At 42.9% G+C, this 20,226-nt stretch carries 15 protein-coding genes; 8 read left to right on the top strand and 7 right to left on the bottom strand.

Features of this window, described 5'->3' with window-relative positions; all coding sequences use genetic code 11:
- Nucleotides 1–8 precede the first annotated feature (8 nt).
- The gene (locus C6348_RS04985) at nt 9–1,616 is read left to right on the top strand and encodes a glycoside hydrolase family 43 protein (protein ID WP_106042158.1); all 1,608 of its coding nucleotides are present in this window, start codon (nt 9–11) and stop codon (nt 1,614–1,616) included.
- Nucleotides 1,617–1,660: 44 nt separating this feature from the next.
- On the opposite strand, the gene xylR is transcribed toward C6348_RS04985, so the two are convergent.
- Complete coding sequence (gene xylR, locus C6348_RS04980; RefSeq protein ID WP_034660898.1) at nt 1,661–2,821, bottom strand: transcriptional repressor XylR; 1,161 nt, start codon at nt 2,819–2,821, stop codon at nt 1,661–1,663.
- A 213-nt stretch (nt 2,822–3,034) separates the two neighbouring features.
- Between xylR and xylA the strand changes: the two genes are divergently transcribed.
- The 3 genes from xylA (at nt 3,035) to C6348_RS04965 (ending at nt 6,680) form a co-directional block, all read left to right on the top strand.
- Entirely contained in the window at nt 3,035–4,372 is a 1,338-nt protein-coding gene (xylA, locus tag C6348_RS04975) for a xylose isomerase (RefSeq protein WP_060596530.1), read from the top strand.
- Nucleotides 4,373–4,408: 36 nt separating this feature from the next.
- Entirely contained in the window at nt 4,409–5,908 is a 1,500-nt protein-coding gene (gene xylB / locus C6348_RS04970; RefSeq protein WP_106042156.1) for a xylulokinase, read from the top strand.
- 88 nt (nt 5,909–5,996) lie between these two features.
- Nucleotides 5,997–6,680: a glycoside hydrolase family 11 protein gene (locus tag C6348_RS04965; RefSeq protein WP_034660895.1), complete on the top strand. Its 684-nt coding sequence runs from the start codon at nt 5,997–5,999 to the stop codon at nt 6,678–6,680.
- A 244-nt stretch (nt 6,681–6,924) separates the two neighbouring features.
- Here the strand turns inward: C6348_RS04965 and C6348_RS04960 are convergent, their stop codons facing one another.
- A complete protein-coding gene (locus tag C6348_RS04960; protein ID WP_106042331.1) occupies nt 6,925–8,967 on the bottom strand; it encodes a molybdopterin oxidoreductase family protein in 2,043 nt (680 codons plus the stop codon).
- A gap of 128 nt (nt 8,968–9,095) precedes the next feature.
- Complete coding sequence (locus tag C6348_RS04955; protein WP_106042154.1) at nt 9,096–10,292, bottom strand: cytochrome P450; 1,197 nt, start codon at nt 10,290–10,292, stop codon at nt 9,096–9,098.
- 470 nt (nt 10,293–10,762) lie between these two features.
- Here C6348_RS04955 and proC point away from each other — a divergent pair, with 470 nt between their 5' ends.
- The 3 genes from proC to C6348_RS04940 are packed head-to-tail and all read left to right on the top strand — an operon-like array spanning nt 10,763 to nt 13,993.
- Nucleotides 10,763–11,560 carry a pyrroline-5-carboxylate reductase gene (proC, locus tag C6348_RS04950; protein ID WP_066030788.1) on the top strand — a complete coding sequence of 266 codons (798 nt, stop codon included), beginning with the start codon at nt 10,763–10,765 and terminating at the stop codon, nt 11,558–11,560.
- A gap of 27 nt (nt 11,561–11,587) precedes the next feature.
- Nucleotides 11,588–12,706 carry a glutamate 5-kinase gene (gene proB, locus C6348_RS04945; RefSeq protein WP_060596525.1) on the top strand — a complete coding sequence of 373 codons (1,119 nt, stop codon included), beginning with the start codon at nt 11,588–11,590 and terminating at the stop codon, nt 12,704–12,706.
- An 18-nt stretch (nt 12,707–12,724) separates the two neighbouring features.
- The gene (locus tag C6348_RS04940) at nt 12,725–13,993 is read left to right on the top strand and encodes a glutamate-5-semialdehyde dehydrogenase (RefSeq protein ID WP_106042152.1); all 1,269 of its coding nucleotides are present in this window, start codon (nt 12,725–12,727) and stop codon (nt 13,991–13,993) included.
- A 60-nt stretch (nt 13,994–14,053) separates the two neighbouring features.
- On the opposite strand, the gene C6348_RS04935 is transcribed toward C6348_RS04940, so the two are convergent.
- Nucleotides 14,054–14,623 (bottom strand): GNAT family N-acetyltransferase, encoded by a 570-nt coding sequence (locus C6348_RS04935; protein ID WP_106042150.1) that lies wholly within the window; start codon nt 14,621–14,623, stop codon nt 14,054–14,056.
- A gap of 90 nt (nt 14,624–14,713) precedes the next feature.
- On the opposite strand from C6348_RS04935, the gene C6348_RS04930 reads away from it, so the two are divergent.
- The gene (locus tag C6348_RS04930; protein ID WP_106042148.1) at nt 14,714–15,535 is read left to right on the top strand and encodes a MerR family transcriptional regulator; all 822 of its coding nucleotides are present in this window, start codon (nt 14,714–14,716) and stop codon (nt 15,533–15,535) included.
- Nucleotides 15,536–15,584: 49 nt separating this feature from the next.
- On the opposite strand, the gene C6348_RS04925 is transcribed toward C6348_RS04930, so the two are convergent.
- The 3 genes from C6348_RS04925 to gltC form a co-directional block, all read right to left on the bottom strand.
- Nucleotides 15,585–17,414, bottom strand: coding sequence for an ABC transporter ATP-binding protein (locus C6348_RS04925; RefSeq protein ID WP_106042146.1), 1,830 nt, complete (start codon nt 17,412–17,414; stop codon nt 15,585–15,587).
- Nucleotides 17,411–19,144: an ABC transporter ATP-binding protein gene (locus tag C6348_RS04920; RefSeq protein WP_106042144.1), complete on the bottom strand. Its 1,734-nt coding sequence runs from the start codon at nt 19,142–19,144 to the stop codon at nt 17,411–17,413. The genes C6348_RS04925 and C6348_RS04920 overlap by 4 nt, the downstream gene beginning before the upstream one ends.
- A gap of 94 nt (nt 19,145–19,238) precedes the next feature.
- Nucleotides 19,239–20,141: a glutamate biosynthesis transcriptional regulator GltC gene (gltC, locus tag C6348_RS04915; protein ID WP_034660886.1), complete on the bottom strand. Its 903-nt coding sequence runs from the start codon at nt 20,139–20,141 to the stop codon at nt 19,239–19,241.
- Nucleotides 20,142–20,226 lie beyond the last annotated feature (85 nt).

Raw genomic sequence — 20,226 nt, 5'->3', positions numbered from 1 at the left:
GAAGTTGAATGAAAATTACCAATCCAGTGCTCAAAGGGTTTAACCCGGACCCAAGTATTTGCCGTGTAGGAGAAGATTATTACATGGCGGTCTCTACATTTGAATGGTTTCCAGGGGTGCAAATTTATCATTCGAGGGATTTAGTTCATTGGCGGCTTGCTGCGCGTCCTTTGCAAAAAACGTCGCAGCTGGACATGAAGGGGAATCCTGATTCTGGCGGAGTATGGGCACCGTGCCTAAGCTATGCAGATGGTCAGTTTTGGCTCATTTATTCAGATATCAAAGTAGTGGATGGTCCATTTAAAGATGGTCATAATTATTTGGTCACGGCAAGTGAAGTGGATGGTGATTGGAGTGAGCCGGTCCGTCTCAATAGCTCTGGCTTTGATCCTTCTTTATTTCATGACCAAAGCGGCAAGAAATACGTCTTAAATATGCTGTGGGATCATAGGGAAAAACACCATTCCTTTGCGGGTATTGCCCTGCAAGAATATAGCGTGACGGAAAAGAAACTCATTGGTCAGCGGAAGGTCATTTTTAAAGGCACGCCGATAAAATTGACAGAAGCGCCGCATCTTTATCACATTGGTGATTACTATTATTTATTAACAGCAGAAGGAGGTACCCGGTACGAGCATGCGGCAACAATTGCCCGTTCCTCGCAGATTGAAGGGCCTTATGAGGTTCATCCTGATAACCCCATTTTAAGTGCTTTTCACGCACCTGAACATCCGCTTCAAAAATGCGGGCATGCTTCCATCGTTCAAACGCATACAAATGAATGGTATTTGGCGCATCTCACTGGCCGCCCTATTCAATCAAGCAAGGAATCGGTTTTTCAACAGAGAGGATGGTGTCCTTTAGGAAGAGAAACAGCGATTCAAAAGCTTGAATGGAAGGATGGCTGGCCGTATGTTGTGGGCGGAAAAGAGGGGGCGCTGGAGGTTGAAGCGCCAGCGATAAACGAAAAGGTTTTTGCTCCTACACACCTTACAGTCGATGAATTTAAAGAATCAACGTTAAATAGACACTTCCAAACATTAAGAATCCCTTTTACTGATCAGATCGGTTCATTAACGGAAAAACCTCAGCATTTAAGGTTATACGGTCAGGAATCTCTAACATCTAAGTTTACCCAAGCTTTCGTTGCAAGGCGCTGGCAAAGCTTTTATTTTGAAGCAGAGACAGCTGTTTCGTTCTTTCCAGAGAATTTTCAGCAAGCCGCTGGTCTTGTGAATTATTATAATACGGAAAATTGGACAGCGCTTCAGGTGACATATGACGAGGAACTTGGCCGCATTCTTGAACTATCTGTCTGTCAAAACCTTTCCTTTTCTCAGCCGTTGACACAAAAAATCGTCATTCCAGAGGAGATCACGTATGTGTATTTAAAAGTGACCGTTCAGAAAGAGACATATACCTATTCTTATTCTTTTGATCAAAGAGAATGGAAGGAAATTGAAGTGTCATTTGAATCAAGCCATTTATCCGATGACTTCATTCGAGGAGGGGGATTTTTTACAGGGGCATTTGTCGGCATGCAGTGCCAGGATACAAGCGGCGAGCGTCTTCCTGCTGATTTCAACTATTTCCGTTATGAGGAAACAGATAAATAAAAAAGACAACACGCTAAGAGCTGTCTTTTTTATCTATGAACCTGTCATGGTGAGAGGGTGGCATCTTGCAGGAAAGCTTCAATGACTAAAGATGTCATCCCTAATACCGGTGCGTTGTGTCCTAATGACGAAGGAAGCAGCTCTACATGTGAACTGAATTGCGTATCCATCCTTGAGGATACCTCCTCTTGAATCACACGTAAAACCGTTGGCTGTGCTTCAATCACCTTGTTTCGTAAAATAATCGCTTGCGGGTTAAAGGTATGCAGGACGTTTGTGAGACCCACGCCAAGGTAAAAACCAAAGTTGCGCAGGGCATTGAGCGTTTTCATATCATTTAACGTCGCCAGCTGTTCCAAGTCTTGATGGGAGATGGGCTGATCATTTGTTTGAAGGGACTGAAACAAGGCTTTCTCAGATGCGTACAGCTCCCAGCATCCACGGTTTCCGCAGCTGCATGTTGGTCCATTAAAGTCGATGGTCATATGTCCCATTTCACCAGAAAAGCCGTATGCGCCTCTGTATAAATGATGATTGATAATGATCCCGATCCCAATGCCAGTGCCGATGCTGGCATAGATCAAATGATCATAGTGTTTAGCAGCGCCAAAGATTTTTTCACCATATGCACCCGCGTTTGCTTCATTTTCAATGAAGACGGGTACTTGGAAAGCGTCTTGGAGCGTTGTTTTCAGGTCAACATTTTTCCATTTGGAATGAGGCGTAAACACGATTTGTTCATCGGTATCCACTAACCCAGGTATACATAGGCCAATACCTATGAGCCCGTATGGGGAAGAGGGGATTTGTGCCATCAACTGCTGTATTAATTCAATTAAAATGCGTATGGTCACATCAGGAGAGCTTGATGGGAGCTTGATCTGCTCTTCATGAAGAATGGACCCTTCGAGGTCGGTTAAAATGCCGTTGACATAATCAACGCCGACATCAATCCCGATGGAGCAGCCAGCACGTTTATTAAACATCAGTAAAACCGGTCTTCTCCCGCCGCTAGACTCACCTTGACCGATCTCATAGACGAGATGCTCTTTCATTAATGTACTTACTTGAGAGGAAACAGTCGATTTATTTAACCCAGTGCGTTCAGATAATTTTGCTCTGGAAATTGGCGCATGCTGGAGAATTTCTTTTAATAATAGCTTTTGATTTATTTTTTTCACAAAGTTCTGATCAGCAATATCCACGTTATCCACTCCATTTGTTTCGTCTTTAGATTAAGTTAAAAAAAAGCTGTTTTTGTTTGCCTGTATTCTGTAAGAAGGATGATTTTAACTTTATTATAACGAAAATATTTCTAAAAAACTAAAAAATATGGAAAATTCAAAGTGAATTGATCATAGATTGAACATTAGTTTGTTGAATAAACTTACTAAGTATATTCATAGGAGGAATAAAAAATGGCCAACTCAAATATGAAAACGTTACACAACTTAGAAGGAATCGGAAAAATACAATATGAAGGAAAACAATCAAAAAATCCACTCGCTTTTAAACACTATGATCCAAACGAAATGATTGGCGGAAAAACAATGAAAGATCACCTGCGCTTCTCAGTCGCTTATTGGCATACATTGACTGCAGATGGAACAGACATGTTTGGAACTGGCACGATGCAGAGAGCCTGGGACTCCTATAGCGGAATGGATTTAGCGAAAGCTAGATTGGAAGTGGCCTTTCAACTTTTTGATCTATTGGATGTTCCGTATTTTTCCTTCCATGACCGTGACATTGCACCGGAGGGAGATACGCTTCAAGAGACCAATCAACAATTAGATATCATTTTAGATAGAATGAAAGAATACATGCGGGATAGCGGAGTAAAGCTGCTCTGGAACACGGCCAATATGTTCAAACATCCTAGATTTGTACACGGCGCAGCGACATCTTGTCATGCAGATGTCTTTGCCTATGCGGCCGCACAGGTAAAAAAAGGCATCGAAACAGCTAAAGAACTCGGCGCTGAAAACTACGTTTTCTGGGGAGGACGAGAAGGATACGATACTCTGCTGAATACAGATATGAAAAGAGAGCTTGACCACATGGCGTCGTTCTTGCATATGGCTGTTGATTATGCAAAGGAAATTGGGTACACTGGCCAATTTTTAATTGAGCCTAAGCCAAAGGAGCCAACCACTCATCAATACGATGCAGATGCAGCGACATCTATCGCCTTTTTAAAGCAATACGGATTAGATTCACATTTTAAATTGAATATCGAGGCCAATCACGCGACGCTTGCCGGTCATACGTTTGAGCATGAATTACGAGTAGCAAGAATACATGGATTGCTCGGTTCTGTGGATGCGAACCAAGGGAATACGCTGCTCGGCTGGGACACTGATGAATTTCCAACAGATTTATATGCCACAACTCTTGCTATGTATGAAATTCTGCAAAATGGCGGACTAGGAACTGGTGGTCTCAATTTTGATGCAAAAGTTAGAAGAGCTTCTTTTGAGCTTGAAGATATTTTGTATGCCCATATTGCGGGTATGGATGCATTCGCAAAAGGACTGCGGGTCGCTCATAGACTCATAGAAGATCGAGTGTTTGAAGATGTGATAAAGCACAGGTATCGCAGTTTTTCTGAAGGGATTGGCCGTGACATTTCAGAAGGAAAGGCAAACTTTCATACATTAGAAGAGTATGCGCTCAAACACCCTTTGATCAGAAACGAATCGGGAAGAGAGGAACAGTTGAAAGCCCGGTTAAATCAATATTTGTTAGAAGATTGATTGAAGGAGCGGACCTGTTTTGAAGGAGTGAAGACCATGAAGTATGTGATGGGAATTGATCTTGGAACGAGCGGAGTCAAAGCAATATTAGTAGATGAGAATGGAAAGGTGTGCTGCGAGGCCTCTAAGCCTTACCGCCTCATTCAAGATAAACCTGGATATTGTGAGCAGAACCCAGAGGATTGGGTTGAGCAAACAGTGGCTGCGATGAAAGAACTGATGGCAAGACAGCCTGTTCATTCAAAGAAAGTAGAAGGCATCAGCTTTTCTGGACAGATGCATGGTCTGGTTCTTTTAAATGAATCCCGCAAGGTACTCCGCCCTGCGATTTTATGGAATGATACACGAACGACAGCGCAATGTACACGCATCACAAAAAAGCTGGGGGAACGGCTGCAAAAGATCACGAAAAATCAGGCGCTAGAAGGATTTACACTGCCAAAATTATTATGGGTAAAGGAACATGAACCAGAAATTGATCAACAAATCGACATGTTTTTACTCCCGAAAGATTATGTCAGATTTCGTTTAACAGGGTCTGTTCATATCGATTATTCTGATGCGGCTGGCACATTGCTGTTAGATATTGGAGAGCAAAAGTGGAGTGAAGAGATTTGTCAGGCATTTGATATTCCTCCTCATATTTGTCCGCCGCTTGTCTCATCAGAGGATGAGGTCGGTACACTGTTGCCGCATATTGCACGTGAGGCGGGGATCGAAGAGGGTGCAAAAGTCTTTGCTGGCGGGGCAGACAATGCTTGCGGAGCAATTGGAGCTGGCATTTTATCCTCTGGCCGCACGTTATGCAGCATTGGCACATCTGGCGTCATTCTCTCTTACGAAGAGGATCATGAAAGAGCGCTTCAAGGAAACTTGCATTTGTTTCATCATGCAAAAAAAGACGCTTTTTACACAATGGGTGTCACCCTTTCAGCAGGATATAGCCTTAACTGGGTAAAACACTTACTGGCTCCAGAGGAATCGTTCCAATCGCTTTTAGAGGGTGCGGTTGATGTCGCGCCAGGAGCGAATGGATTGCTCTTTACGCCATATTTAGTCGGGGAGAGAACACCTCATGCGGATTCTACCGTTCGTGGAAGCTTGATTGGATTAGACAGCAGACATGAAAGGACACATATCGTAAGGGCTGTGCTAGAAGGGATTACCTTCTCGTTAAATGAATCCATCGCCTTATTCCGGCAAGCAGGGAAACACATAGATTCTATTGTATCCATTGGGGGCGGCGCGAGAAGCCGGACATGGCTTCAAATGCAAGCAGACATTTTTCAGGCTGAGGTCATCCAGTTAGACAATGAACAAGGGCCTGCTTTAGGTGCAGCTATGCTGGCCGCCGTTGGCTGCGGATGGTATCCGTCGCTTGAGGCATGTGCAGATCAGTTTATTCATCAAGCTGCTGTCTATGAGCCAGAGCAGCAGCATGCAAGTATATATGCTGATCTATTTCATCTGTATCAAAAGATCTATACACAAACAAGAGACATCCATGCCGGGTTAGAACAATACCGTTCTGTCTAGCAAGAAAGGTTACATGAAAGGAGGTGATGGGCTCGTTTCATCTTAGAGAAGGCAGAATAATATGATGAAAAAAGGAGAGGGATGAAAAATGAATTTGAAAAGATTGAGGCTGTTGTTTGTGATGTGTATTGGATTTGTGCTGACACTGACTGCTGTACCAGCTCATGCGGAAACGATTTATGATAATAGAATAGGCACACACAGCGGATACGATTTTGAATTATGGAAGGATTACGGAAATACCTCAATGACACTCAATAATGGCGGAGCATTTAGCGCACAATGGAACAATATTGGAAATGCTTTGTTTCGAAAAGGGAAGAAGTTTGATTCCACTAAAACTCATCATCAACTTGGCAACATCTCCATCAATTACAACGCAGCCTTTAACCCAGGCGGGAATTCCTACTTATGTGTCTATGGCTGGACACAATCTCCATTAGCTGAATACTACATTGTTGAGTCATGGGGCACCTATCGCCCAACAGGAACGTATAAAGGATCATTTTATGCCGATGGAGGCACATATGACATTTATGAAACGCTACGTGTCAACCAGCCTTCTATTATTGGGGACGCTACCTTTAAGCAATATTGGAGTGTACGTCAAACAAAACGTACGAGCGGAACTGTATCCGTCAGTGAGCATTTCAGAAAATGGGAAAGCCTAGGTATGCCAATGGGGAAAATGTATGAAACAGCATTAACTGTAGAAGGCTACCGAAGCAACGGAAGTGCAAATGTGATGACCAACCAGCTGATTATTCGATAAAATCAAATGAAAAAAAGCCAGCAGTTTTTGCTGGCTTCAGCGTGTAGACAAACCCTCGCATTCGTTGTCAGGTCTGCGCGCTGGTGCTCACGAATGTTAAATTCGCTCCGCGCCAGTGCTCGCCCTTCCTAGACTTCAAAGGTTTTCTATCACGCTGAAAAGAAGACAAAGTGCTAAAATAAAAATCATTTTAGCACTTTGTCAACAATCTAAAGCCAGCAGTTTTTGCTGGCTTTTCTTCTGTCTATGATAATTTTTCAACTTCCACTCTGCCAGAAAAGAACGTCGCGCCGCCGCCCATATCTGCCAAGCGATCTGGTGTTAATCCATTGACTAGATGTTTTTTGCCTTTTTGATCTGCCCATAATCCTTGACTGACCACAACACCAGATAATACATTTTGACCGACTGATACGACCAGCTCACATTCTCCCCGGTCATTCAGCACACGCACCATGTCACCATCTTCAATCTGTCTTGCCTTTGCATCTTGTTCATTCATATGAAGCTTAGGAAACTTCTCAAGCTTTTGATGCTTTTCATGAAGTGAGAAGGTCGAGTTAAGAAAATTATGATTCGGTCCCGGTATAAAGGTAAGCGGATAATCGCTTTCCTGATAGAGGGGCACGTAGGTTGGTAGTGCTGGATAGCCGTCTTTTTTCATTTGTTCAGAATAAAGCTCAATTTTCCCGCTTGGAGTAGAGAGCTTTAAGTCTTGGAAAGGTCCTCGTTTTGCTTTAATCCATTTCTTTTCTTTTAATGCTTCGTACGAAATGTCCTCATAATGCGGATTTTCCGGATGGTGAAGGGCTTGTTCCATGAGCTCCGCATCTGTCTCGCGGAAGGCTTCATCTTCAAAGCCCATCGCATGGGCTAACAGGCGGAACACTTCCGTATTGGATTTACTTTCTCCATAGCGTTCAATCACCGGCTCTTGAATTTGAATATAATGGTGCCAGTATGATGTATAGAAATCCTCATTTTCAAAAGCGGATGTTGCCGGCAGGACAATGTCTGCATACGCAGCTGTCTCTGTCAGAAATAGGTCATGAACCACTGTAAATAAGTCCTCTCTCAGCAAACCTTCTCTTACTTTATTTGCTTCAGGTGTCACAACGGCTGGGTTGCACGAGTAGACAAAGAGTGAATCAATGGAAGGCGCTGCATTCGTCAGCACACTGCCTAGCTGATTCATATTAAATGATCTAGGCGTGCGGTCCTTTAATAGATCCGGCCGCTGAAGAGCGGTTTCATTATAGCTGAGAAAAGAAGAGTTTGATTTCATCGCACCGCCGCCCTTGTAGAGCCATTGACCAGTCAGGGCAGGGAGGCAGGAAATGGTTCGAATACTCATCCCGCCATTATCATGGTGCTGCAAACCATTGCCAATGCGAATGAGAGATGGCGATGTCTCTGCGTACATTCTCGCAAGTGTAAGGATGTCCTCTTTAGAAACCCCAGTGATACCCTCAACGGTGTCTGGATCATACCGCTTCACATGCTCACGCAGCTCTTTATGACCGGTTGTATATTCCTCTAAAAAGGCTTCATCTGTCAGTCCTTCTTTAAAAAGGACATGCATGATGCCAAGGGCAAGTGCGCTGTCAGTACCAGGTCGAAGCGGAATAAACCAATCTGCCATCCGTCCGGTTTGGTTCTTGTGAACATCAATCACGACAATCTTTGCTCCTTGCTTTCGCGCTTTTTGTGCGAGGGTGATTTGGTGCATATTGGTCGACACAGCATTGATGCCCCAAAAGATAAATAGTTTCGTATGAATGGTGTCTTCTGGGTCTGTCCCGATGCTTGCACCCATTGTATATTTATAGCCAGTCGTTCCTGCTGACTGACAGATGGTCCGGTCTAACTGACTTGAACCAAGACGATAGAAAAAGCGGCGGTCCATGCCTTCTGCATTCAGATTGCCCATGTTCCCATAAAAGCTGTAAGGCAGAATACTTTCTGGACCTTTTTCTTCAATCAGCTTTGTCCATTTTTGACGAATGGTTTCAATGGCTTCTTCCCACGTAATCGGTGCAAATTGACCATCGCCTTTGCGTCCAACACGTTTCAAAGGAGTGGTCAGCCGTTTTTCATCATATAAACGGGCTGTGACATTCCGCACCTTGTTGCATATGTTGCCTTGGGTAACTGGGTGGTCTGGATCTCCCTGCACTTTTACGATCTTTCCATTTTCTTTATGTATCAAAAGACCGCACTGATCCGGGCAATCTAACGAACAAACTGATTTGAATATTCCGTCTTTCATTGCTGTATAATCGGTCATGAATTTTTGGCTCCCTTTCTGCATTCCGTTATCACTTTGTATGGACTTTATTTTAGCATGTTCGGAGATGGAAGGTAAGAAAGAGATGATGAATTGAAGAAAATGAAAAAGCCCCTCAAAAGGGACTTTTAAAAACGGGTGACCTGTACAGGAAATTCTTTTACCCCAAAAACAAATGTGCTTTGAATGGGTTTTAGCTGATCTGCCGCACAGGTGATGTCTTGAAACGTCTGGAGTAAGACCTCAAGGGCAATGTTGCTCTCAAGGCGGGCAAGCGGTGCACCGAGACAAAAATGAATGCCAAAGCCAAAGCTCATATGCGGATTTGATTTCCGGTCAAGACGGAACGTATCTGGATCGTCAAATTTCTGTTCATCGCGATTTGCAGAAGCGACCCAGCTAATGAGATAGTCACCTTTTTCAATTTTTGAGCCTGCAATCTCCACATCCTCGGCCGCGATTCGCCCAATGGCTTGAACAGGCGGGTAATAGCGTAACGTTTCCTCGGTCAATTGAGGAATAAGAGAGGGGTCCTGCCGTACTGCTTCGGCGATATGCGGCTGCTCTGTAAGCAGTCGTACTGCATTTGTAATTAAATTGGTCGTTGTCTCATTACCAGCAACAAGTAATAGAATACAAAAGCCAAGCAGTTCATTCTCGGTTAAACGCTCACCATCGATTTCCGATTGAATGAGAAGTGAGATCAGGTCATCAGCAGGGGATTCTTTTCGTTTTTGGATTAAGTGAGCAAAATAAGCGGACAGCTCTTCCTCTGCGCGTTTCTGCATATCGACAACTGCCTGAATGGCTTCTTTTGATTCATCCTTAGCGCCTGCCACTAGGGCATCAGAATGTTTCTTAATCAGATCTCTATCTTTTACCTCTGCACCGAGAAGCTCAGCAATAATCATCACAGGAAGGGGAGCTGCTAGATCTTGCACGATATCAAACGTACGTTGATCCTTGACTTGTTGCAGCAGGTCATGTGTCAGGTCTTTAATCTTACCTTCTAATTGCTTGATCGCTTTTGGCGTGAATGCTTTATTCACGAGTGCTCTCATCTTTGTATGTTTTGGAGGGTCCATTGTTAAAATACTCGTTTTCGAGGTGCTTCTTCCTCGCTGTGAGGAGAACACTTTCGGCTGCTTGAGAACAGATTGGATATCCGCATATCGAAAGAGATCCCAGCACTTTCTTGTCTCATCATATCTCATATCACTCTGCGCACGTAGCTCATTGTAAATAGGGAATGGGAAAAGAAGGTCATCGGTAGAACGGATTTCTTTCATTGGAATGACATTGACATAGTTTTCTTTCACTTTCATTATGAACGCTCCTTTTTCACTTGGTTTCTCTTTCACCGTATCACCAGTAAAATGTCATTTCAACGGACATGTTTTCTAAAATATGTCAATAGTCTAATCGGAAGATTCAAGCACATTCATCGTATAGGAAAATAGAAAGTCATTAAAAATGATAGCGCTTTCTAAAAAATAGAATTGAAGTCACCGAATCAAAAATAAAATGGGGAATTCAGTCGAAAGAAAGGGTACTATGATGCTAATTCGAATAGTTCTTTTGATCTAAATTGTTGTTTCGTAAAAGCGCAGTCAGCATACATATAGCAAGCGGTTCGCTATACAATCGGGACTTTTGAAAAGCACTAGCTCTTTCTTGACACGATTTCTCATCATGTTACGATAACTAACGTGTGAAAAACACGAACAAAAAGCGAACAAGGGAGAGGATCCATATCATTGATCAAAAGAAAGTTGCTTTCATTGGAGCAGGCTCTATGGCGGAAGGAATGATTGCAGGGATTGTGCGATCAGGACAGATGCCGCTAGGCCAAATTTACGCAACAAACAGACAAAATCAACATCGATTGAATGAACTAACGAAACGATACGGAATACAAACAGCCACAATGGATTCTTTTCCTTTTGAAGAAATGGATATGTTGATCCTGGCCATGAAGCCAAAGGATGCTGAAACAGCACTTGAATCGTTAAAACCTCATATTCAGAGAGACCAGCTGATCATGTCTGTCCTTGCAGGCGTTAAGCAATCATATATTGAAAATATGCTGCATGAAGGGCAGCCTGTTATGAGGGTGATGCCCAATACGTCAAGTACGATTGGGGCTTCAGCGACCGCTTTATGTGCTGGACGTTATGTGAAAGACGACCATATCAGCATGAGTCAGGCTCTTTTATCTGAAATGGGCGAAGTCTATACCATTCAGGAAGAGCAAATGGATATTTTCACTGGAATTGCCGGAAGCGGCCCAGCCTATTTTTATTTCTTAATGGAGAGAATCGAAGAAGCAGGAGAAGAAGCAGGTTTATCTAAGGAATTGTCTCGTCAAATTGGCGCGCAGACACTTCTCGGTGCTGCGAAAATGCTGCAAGAAACAGAAGAAGACCCTTCTACTCTAAGAGAGAAAATTACGTCACCAAATGGAACAACGGCTGCTGGATTGAATGCATTAGATGATTTTGGCGGTGGAGAAGCGATCAAGCAGGCCGTCAAACATGCTGCTAATCGATCAAAAGAGATCAGCAATCAGCAAAAACAAAAAGTATCTATATAAATAGAGCTCAGGTACAGGAGTGATAAGGTGTACGCAGATAAAGAGAGAAAACGAATTGTTGTGAAAATCGGAAGCAGCTCGCTTACTAGCTTTCAAGGGGAGATTAGTTTAAAAAAACTAGAAAACCTCGTCAATCAAATTGTGAAACTCAAAGATGCAGGACACGAAGTCATTTTGGTTTCATCTGGTGCGGTTGCAGCTGGTTACCGAAAACTAGGATTTATCGATAGACCCAAAACACTGCCGGAAAAACAGGCATCTGCCTCAATTGGGCAAGGCCTTTTAATGGAATCATATTCTACTTTATTTTTATCACACGGTTATATTGCCTCACAGCTTTTAATCACAAGAAGTGATTTTTCAGATGAAACGCGCTATCAAAATGTACGCAACACGATGAATGTGTTATTAGATCGAGGCATCATCCCAATTATTAATGAAAATGACACAGTGACGATCAATCGGCTGAAGTTCGGAGATAACGATACATTGTCTGCAAAAGTAGCTGGATTGATTGATGCGGATTTCCTTGCCATTTTATCTGATATTGATGGCTTGTATGAAGATAACCCGCATACAAACCCAAATGCAAAGAGAATTCTTGAAGTCACAGACATCACAGAAGACATCGAAGCAGCGGCTGGAGATGCAGGCAGCAGTGTGGGCACAGGCGGAATGAAATCAAAGCTCGATGCGTTTAAAATTTCCATGGCCGCTGGCATCAATGGCTTTTTAGGAAAAGCGGATACGCCTCACATTTTAGATAAAGCGATCAATGGGACAGAGGACGGCACTTATTTTACGGCTGATGAAAATTTAGCTCCGCTGAATTACAAGAAGCAGTGGATTGCCTTTCATTCTGGACCAAAAGGCGAGATCGTTGTTCAAAAAAAATCACAGGAGCACCTCATGCACCGCGAGAAAAGCCTTGATTCCGATGGCATTGTCAATGTAAAGGGTTCGTTTAAAAAAGGCGATGTCGTCCGTATTTTAGATCAAGATGGTAGAGAAATAGGGCTTGGTATTGTGAATTACCCAGCTGACGAACTTGCACTGAGCAGTGACTCGTTACAGGATGAAGTGGTTCATGTCGTCGATCTTGAAGCGTTTGTTTGTCATTTAGAATTATCGATACCAGTTTGCTAACCAAAAGGGAGGAATTCCATGACACTGACAGCTGAAGTTGTCACATCGGTCAAAGAAAAAGCAAAAAAAGCAAAGCACGTTTCAAAAAAACTAGGTTTACTTCATACAGAGGATAAAAACGAGGCGCTGCTTAAACTAGCAGAAGCGTTAGAACAAAAAAGCACCTTCATTTTACAGGAGAACCAAAAGGATGTAGATGCCGGGAAGGAAAAGGGCTTCTCAGAGGCACTCTTGGATCGTTTAATGTTAAATGAAGAAAGAATTCATGAGTTTGCGGAAAGCTTACGGCTTGTGACGAGATTAACAGATCCTGTTGGAGAAATATTGGATGAATGGACTCTTGAAAACGGCTTGCACGTGAAAAGCCGAAGAGTACCGCTCGGCGTGATCGGGATGATCTATGAAGCGAGACCGAACGTCACTGTCGATGCAGCAGGGCTTGCCCTCAAGGCAGGCAACGCAGTGATTTTAAAAGGCGGTTCCTCCGCTATTTCTTCCAACAAAGCCATTGTCCGTGTCATTCATGAAACATTAGATCAAACAAAGATTCCGCGTGATGCGGTGCAATTGATTGAACAAACAGACCGTTCATCGGTTCAAGCGATGTTCCATCTAAAAGAATGGATCGATGTCTTAATTCCGCGAGGGGGAGCTTCTTTAATCAAAACAGTGGTTGAACAATCCACTATTCCCGTCCTTGAAACAGGGACAGGAAACTGCCATGTCTTTATTGATCAAACAGCCAATGTAAAAAAAGCCATTGAGATTGTCATCAATGCAAAAACGAATCGTCCGGCTGTATGTAATGCACTTGAGACGCTGATCATCCATCGCGATTGGCTGAAAGAGAATGCGGCATCATTGAATGAAGCCCTGCTGGAGCACCATGTCACCGTACATGGTGACGAGGCAGCATTGTCTCATTTTTCAAACGCCATTCCTGCTGAGGAAGTGGACTGGGCAGATGAGTATTTAAGTCTTGATCTTGCAGTAAAGGTAGTCGATTCAATCGAGGAAGCCATACACCATATTGATCAGTACGGTACAAAACATTCAGAAGCCATCGTGACAGAAGATGAAAAGCAGGCACTCACGTTTTTAAACGCAGTCGATGCGGCGGCGGTTTATCATAACGCATCTACCCGCTTTACAGACGGCGGCGCACTTGGATATGGGGCTGAAATTGGCATCTCCACTCAAAAACTGCATGCAAGAGGTCCAATGGGACTTCCTGCACTCACGACAACGAAGCTGCTTCTATCTGGCGATGGCCAGATTAGAGGCTAGAAGAGATTCAAAAAACACTACCTTTTTTATGGGGTAGTGTTTTTTAGTGTATGCATATATTTATTTGCTAGAGCAAGTTTTCTTCATAACTTTCTCAAATTTAAAGAATTCAAATTCCTCAGGTGCTGAAAGCTCATTTTCTTGATCATCTGCATGAGGTTCGTTCGGATCTGGATGTTTCATGTGATAAAATTCAACAATTTGAAAGCCGCACTTATTGACATAAAAATGAATGTTGCGTTTTTCAAAATAGGGGGTCACAACCTCCCAAACAATCGTTTCTGGATATTGCGCCTCGATGGCTTTCCATGCTGCCTGACCAATGCCTTTTCCGTGTGAGGATGAAGAGATGTATAATAGGTCAACTGAGTTGTGATGGGTCTCTTTGTTGATTTTAATGACAACTCCGCCTGCCTTTTCACCATTTAGCTTAATATGATAAACAATGTGTTCATTCGAATGAAAAGATTCATCAATCACTTCATCTGGAGGAATCGGTCCATCATGCGCATCGCCAAATGCGTCGATCACGCCAGCTGTAAAAGCTTTCTGCAGCTCTTTTTTCATAAAAGGGAAATCCTCTTTATTTGCAAGTTCTAATGTCACTTCATGTTGAGTTATGTTGTTCATGTTTTTATCCTTTCCCAGCGTAGTGGTGGTTCTGCATGTTATCATGATAAAGGGTGGAGTAACTCCATAGTCAAGAGAGGAGCCTTAATCATGATCAATGATGTGCAAAAAACGTTTTTCACTGGAGAATTTGCCAAGTTATTTGATGTAAAAAAAGATACCCTGTTTTATTACGATAAAATTGATTTATTTAAGCCAGCTGGTGTCCATGAAAATGGGTACCGTTACTATACACTCGAGCAATTTGATCATTTTATAGCGATTCAATCCCTTCGAGCTGTTCAATTTCCGATAAAAGAGTTAAAACAATATTTTACAGAGCCTTCCCGCGAAAGGCTTCAAAGCCTAGCAACCGAACAAATAGAAAAGGTCAAACAAGAGATTGAAAAACTTCAAGATATCCAGTCTTTTCTTATGCGGGTGATGGAGACGACGCAAGAACTATCATCTATAAAAATAGGGGAGGTTCAGTTTCAAGAGATGCCAGAAGAACCTGTTGTATTAAGTGCATCGAACCCAATTGACATGAATACATCCGTAGAAGAAATATCACGTATTGTTGGAAAATTTCTAAAGGGGATTGGTATAAAAGGTGCTGCGGCAAATGGTGCTGTCTTAAAAAAGGAGCAGTTTCTTCAGCGTCACTATCATCAGTCAGATCGGCTGTTTTGCCGAATGGAAGCGCCGGGAGCAGTTAAAAAACCTGCGGGCCTCTATGCGGTGATGTATGATCAAGGATCATATGAGGAGATTGAATCTGCTTATTCGCGCTTGTTAGATGAAATCGAGAAAGAGGAAATGATGCTGGATGGAGATGTATTTGAGGAGTATTTGCTTCATTCACTCATGTCTAAAGATGAAGCAGAGTATATAACGAAACTCAGTGTAAAAGTGAAAAAGCGAGCTGATTAACAAAAAAGAGGATAGACCGCATGGGTGCGTGTCTATCCTCTCTTTATATTTAACCCACTTGATTCTCCGAAAATTGGCTCATATATAAGTCTGCATAAAAGCCTTTTTGTTTCAAGAGTTCACTGTGCGTTCCTTTTTCAATGATGGTGCCATCTTTCATGACTAGAATAAGGTCTGCATCCTTGATCGTCGACAGCCTGTGTGCAATGACGAAGCTCGTTCTGCCTTTCATCAATTCATTCATCGCTTTTTGAATGTGCATCTCTGTCCGTGTATCCACACTGCTCGTCGCTTCATCTAATATTAAGATCTTTGGATCAGATAAAATCGCACGGGCGATGGTTAACAGCTGGCGCTGACCTTGGGACAGGTTGCCGGCATCTTCTGTTAAGAGTGTGTCATATCCGTCTGGTAGTGTGCGGATGAAGTCATCAGCATAAGCATGTTTGGCGGCTTTGATGACATCCTCTTTTGAGACGTTCTGCCTGCCATAGGCAATATTGTCGTGAATCGTTCCTTCAAAAAGCCACGTATCCTGAAGAACCATCGCAAATAAGTCGCGTACTTGCTGACGGCTGAGGTCAGTTGTTTTGACGCCGCCGATGCGGATAGAGCCTTGATCTAATTCATAGAAACGCATTAAAAGATTGATGATGGTTGTTTTTCCAGCGCCTGTTGGTCCGACAATGGCAACCGTTTGTCCTTCTTTTACATCTAAAGTCAAATCTTTAATAATCGGATGGTCTTTTTCATACCCAAATTGAACTTGTTCAAAGCTCACATCGCCTGAAAGTGATTCAAGATCAATTGCTGCATCTTCCTCGGCACTTTCTTCTTCCTCATCGAGGATTTCAAATACCCTTTCAGCAGAAGCAATCGCTGATTGAACCAAGTTGGCGACGCTTGATGCCTGCACGAGCGGTTGAGACATTTGCTGCGTGTATTGGATAAACGCCTGCACATCTCCGACACGAATATTCCCATTAATGACAAGAATACCGCCGGCTACACTGACTGCCACATAGCCAAGGTTCCCGATAAACGTCATCAATGGCATCATTAAACCAGAAATGAACTGCGCTTTCCTTGATGATTCATACAGCTGTTCGTTTAATTGATCAAACGTATCAATCGCTTTCTTTTCGTAGCCATACGCACGAACCGTTTGATGCCCTGAGAACATTTCATTAATATGTCCGTTGATCATCCCGAGCTCTTTTTGCTGCGCTTTAAAATGCTTTTGAGAAAATGACGTAATGCCGCGGATCGCAAACAGGCTGAGCGGCAGCGTTAAACAAACAAGCAAGGTCAATAGCGGACTAATCAATAGCATCATGACGACAATCCCAATGACCGTAATGACAGATGTAATCACTTGGGTGAGTGCCTGCTGAAGCGATGTATTAATATTATCGATATCATTCATCACACGGCTCAGCGTGTCCCCATGGGTTGTTTTATCAAAATACCGAAGGGGGAGACGTGTGAGCTTGTCATTTGCTTCTTGCCGTAATTCAGCAATGGTCTGTTGGGAGACACCCGCCATCACATATTGCTGAACGAATGAAAAGAGAGAGGCAATGACATATAGCGCGACAAGCAGTAATAAAATACGTGAAATGACATCAAATTGAACAGCTGTTCCTTGAGTAAAGCTGTCAAACAGGGAAGAGGTGGCATCCCCTAGCAGCTTTGGACTAATGACGTTAAAGACGGTTGAACCGACCGCTGCAATGAAGACAATGATCAATTGAATTTTCCTCGGTTTTAAATAACCAATCAAACGAAGCAGTGTTTTCTTAAATTCCTTCGGTTTTGCGACAGGTCCTCTAGGGTGGCCGCCTTTATGGCCCATGCCGGAAGACATTTTCTTACTCATCCTCGCTCCACCTCCTGACCTTCCTGGGATGCAACAATCTCTTGATAGACAAGATTGTCCTTCAGTAATTGTTCATGTGTTCCGATACCTGCGATTTTCCCATCATCTAGTACGATGATTTTATCACTATGCTTCACTGTGCTGATTCTTTGCGCCACAATGATGAGGGCTGCATGTGCTTTTTCGGCTTCTAATGATGCCCGAAGCTTCGCATCTGTTTTGTAATCAAGTGCTGAGAAACTATCGTCAAACAGATAGAATGACGGCTTTCTCACTAGCGCTCTTGCAATAGAAAGACGCTGCTTTTGACCGCCAGATAGATTCGATCCACCCTGGTCAATTTCCGCATTGATTCCGCCATCTTTTTGCAAAACAAATTCTTCTGCCTGCGCCGTTCGCAGCGCCTGCCAGACGTCCTCATCGCTTGCATCCTGCCTGCCAAAACGCACATTATCGGCAATGGTGCCGCTAAATAAAACCGCTTTTTGAGAGACATAGCCCATCTGGCTTCTTAGTTTCTCCTGAGGCAGCTCTCTAATGTCTACACCATCTAGTGTAATCCGGCCATCTGTTGCTTCATAAAAGCGTGTCATCAGCTGGAGAAGAGTGGTTTTCCCAGAACCTGTACTTCCGATAATAGCTGTCGTTTCGCCAGTTTTGGCTTCAAACGTAATGTCTTGAACTGCCGGCTTCTCAGCATTTGAGTAATAAAATGACACATCTTCAAAACGAATGGATTGGGCTGGCGCGCGCAGGTCAGTAACAGTTCCTTCATTGTCTTGAATCTTCGGTTCCATGTTTAACACTTCGTTCATGCGTTTAGCTGATGCTTGTGCTCTTGGGACCATAATAAAACTCATCGACAGCATAATAAGTGCCATTAAAATCATCATCGCATATTGAATGAAAGCAATGAGATTCCCAACTTCCATCTCTCCGGCATCAATTCGGTTTGCACCTAGCCAGACAATGCCGATATTCGTGAAGTTCATGATGATCAGCATAAATGGAAACAAGTAAGCCATTAATCGGTTGACTCTAAGGCCAGTATCCTTGTAGGATGTGTTGGCTTCTTGAAAACGTTCCTTTTCATCATCTACACGGTTAAAAGCACGAATGACCCGGATGCCTGAAAGAGATTCTCGCATAATTAAATTCAGCCGGTCTGTTTTCTTCTGAAGCTGGCTGAATAGCGGAATGGCTTTTCTCGATACCAAATAGATAAATCCGCCAAGAAGGGGAAGAGCTGCTAAAAAGATGAGAGACAGGACAGCATCTCGGGATACAGCCAAAATAATTCCGCCCACAAGCATGAGCGGTGCTCTCGTCATCATTTGTAAAATCATGATCGTGACATCTTGGACTTGTTTCACATCATTTGTTGATCTTGTAATAAAGGAAGACGTCCCGATCCTTTGAAATTCTTCTAGTGAAAATTGTTCGACATGCACAAACAGCTGTCTTCTCATATCACGCCCGAAGCCAAGTGCAGTCTTTGATGACAAGTAAGACTTCCAGATCGTGAGCAAGATGGCAAGCAAAGAACAGGCCACCATCCAGCCGCCAACCTTCCATATGTAAGCAATATCTCCTTGGACTATTCCAACATCGACGATATCTGCCGTAAGCGTCGGTAAATACAGCTGGAGCATGCTGCTTAAAAAGGTGAGGATAACAATGGACACAACGGACAGCCGATACGGCTTTAAAAACGATAAAATTGATTTCATACGAATACCTTTCTTCCATATAGTGTGTTGTTCTGTAACCCATCATATACAAAGAGGGATTATTTCCACAAATGAAATGTCCTGTTTTAATAAATTATTTATATTGTTCAATTTTAGAAAAGAAATCCTTCACAAACACATAAAAATCATGGGCAGAAGGAGACATTTCTCGTGACTTAGACGCAATAATTCCAACAGTTCTTCTCACTTGCGGAAAATCGATCGGAATTTTCGCTGTAAATCGCGGTGTGGTTTCATAAAAGGCGCTTTCGGGTAATAAGGTAACGCCCATACCCGCTGATACAAGACCTTTAATGGCGTCTAAATCCTCTCCTTCAGATGAAATGGTTGGCTTATAGCCTGCCTGCTTGCAAGCATCAACTGCAATTTGTCTCAGCACATACCCTTCAGGAAATAACACGAAATGATCCTTTCTTAAATCACTTAAATGAATACTCTTTTGTCCGCTAAAGGGGTGGCTAACCGGCAAAAGGGCATAAATGCTTTCTGAAAACAAAATATTTCCTTCTATTTGAGGATCGTTTGTCGGTACGGGTCCTAAAAAGGCGAGATCAATATCCCGATTTTTTACAGCTTCAATGAGAAATTTATAGGATCCTTGACGAAGTAAAAAATCGACCTCTGGATATTCCTGCTTAAAGGCGGAAATGACTGAAGGAAGCACTTGGCTTGCTAGACTTGTAGGAAAGCCGATATTCACCGTTCCTTTGTGCGGATCTAAGTATTCATCAATTTGCTCTTTCGCATAATCAATGGCTTTTAGTGCCGTTCTGACATGATCTAAAAATTGTCTGCCGATTTTCGTTAATTTGATATTTCGGCCTTCTCGTTCGAATAAGGCCACTCCAAGTTCTTCTTCTAAATTCGCAATCTGCCGGCTGATAGCAGATTGGGCGACATGTAAGTTTTCAGCCGCTTCTGACACGTGCTCACGGTCTGCGACTTCTACAAAATAACGCAACTGACGAAGCTCCATTTTTACACTTCACACCCATCTATCTCAAAAAGAGATTGTTTTCATCTAAATTATATATTGTTTATATTAATTTGAAAACTTAAAA

Source organism: Bacillus sp. YBWC18, from assembly GCF_002998775.1.
GTDB lineage: Bacteria > Bacillota > Bacilli > Bacillales > Bacillaceae > Bacillus.
This window is presented reverse-complemented; position numbering and strand designations above follow the sequence as displayed.

Excerpts from the sequence above, each read along its gene's own strand:
- C6348_RS04985 (WP_106042158.1), top strand. The coding sequence starts at position 9 with ATGAAAATTACCAATCCAGTGCTCAAAGGGTTTAACCCGGACCCAAGT.
- xylA (WP_060596530.1), top strand. The coding sequence starts at position 3,035 with ATGGCCAACTCAAATATGAAAACGTTACACAACTTAGAAGGAATCGGA.
- xylB (WP_106042156.1), top strand. The coding sequence starts at position 4,409 with ATGAAGTATGTGATGGGAATTGATCTTGGAACGAGCGGAGTCAAAGCA.
- C6348_RS04965 (WP_034660895.1), top strand. The coding sequence starts at position 5,997 with ATGAATTTGAAAAGATTGAGGCTGTTGTTTGTGATGTGTATTGGATTT.
- C6348_RS04960 (WP_106042331.1), bottom strand. The coding sequence starts at position 8,967 with ATGACCGATTATACAGCAATGAAAGACGGAATATTCAAATCAGTTTGT.
- C6348_RS04955 (WP_106042154.1), bottom strand. The coding sequence starts at position 10,292 with ATGAAAGTGAAAGAAAACTATGTCAATGTCATTCCAATGAAAGAAATC.
- proC (WP_066030788.1), top strand. The coding sequence starts at position 10,763 with ATGGCGGAAGGAATGATTGCAGGGATTGTGCGATCAGGACAGATGCCG.
- C6348_RS04940 (WP_106042152.1), top strand. The coding sequence starts at position 12,725 with ATGACACTGACAGCTGAAGTTGTCACATCGGTCAAAGAAAAAGCAAAA.
- C6348_RS04935 (WP_106042150.1), bottom strand. The coding sequence starts at position 14,623 with ATGAACAACATAACTCAACATGAAGTGACATTAGAACTTGCAAATAAA.
- C6348_RS04930 (WP_106042148.1), top strand. The coding sequence starts at position 14,714 with ATGATCAATGATGTGCAAAAAACGTTTTTCACTGGAGAATTTGCCAAG.
- C6348_RS04925 (WP_106042146.1), bottom strand. The coding sequence starts at position 17,414 with ATGAGTAAGAAAATGTCTTCCGGCATGGGCCATAAAGGCGGCCACCCT.
- C6348_RS04920 (WP_106042144.1), bottom strand. The coding sequence starts at position 19,144 with ATGAAATCAATTTTATCGTTTTTAAAGCCGTATCGGCTGTCCGTTGTG.
- gltC (WP_034660886.1), bottom strand. The coding sequence starts at position 20,141 with ATGGAGCTTCGTCAGTTGCGTTATTTTGTAGAAGTCGCAGACCGTGAG.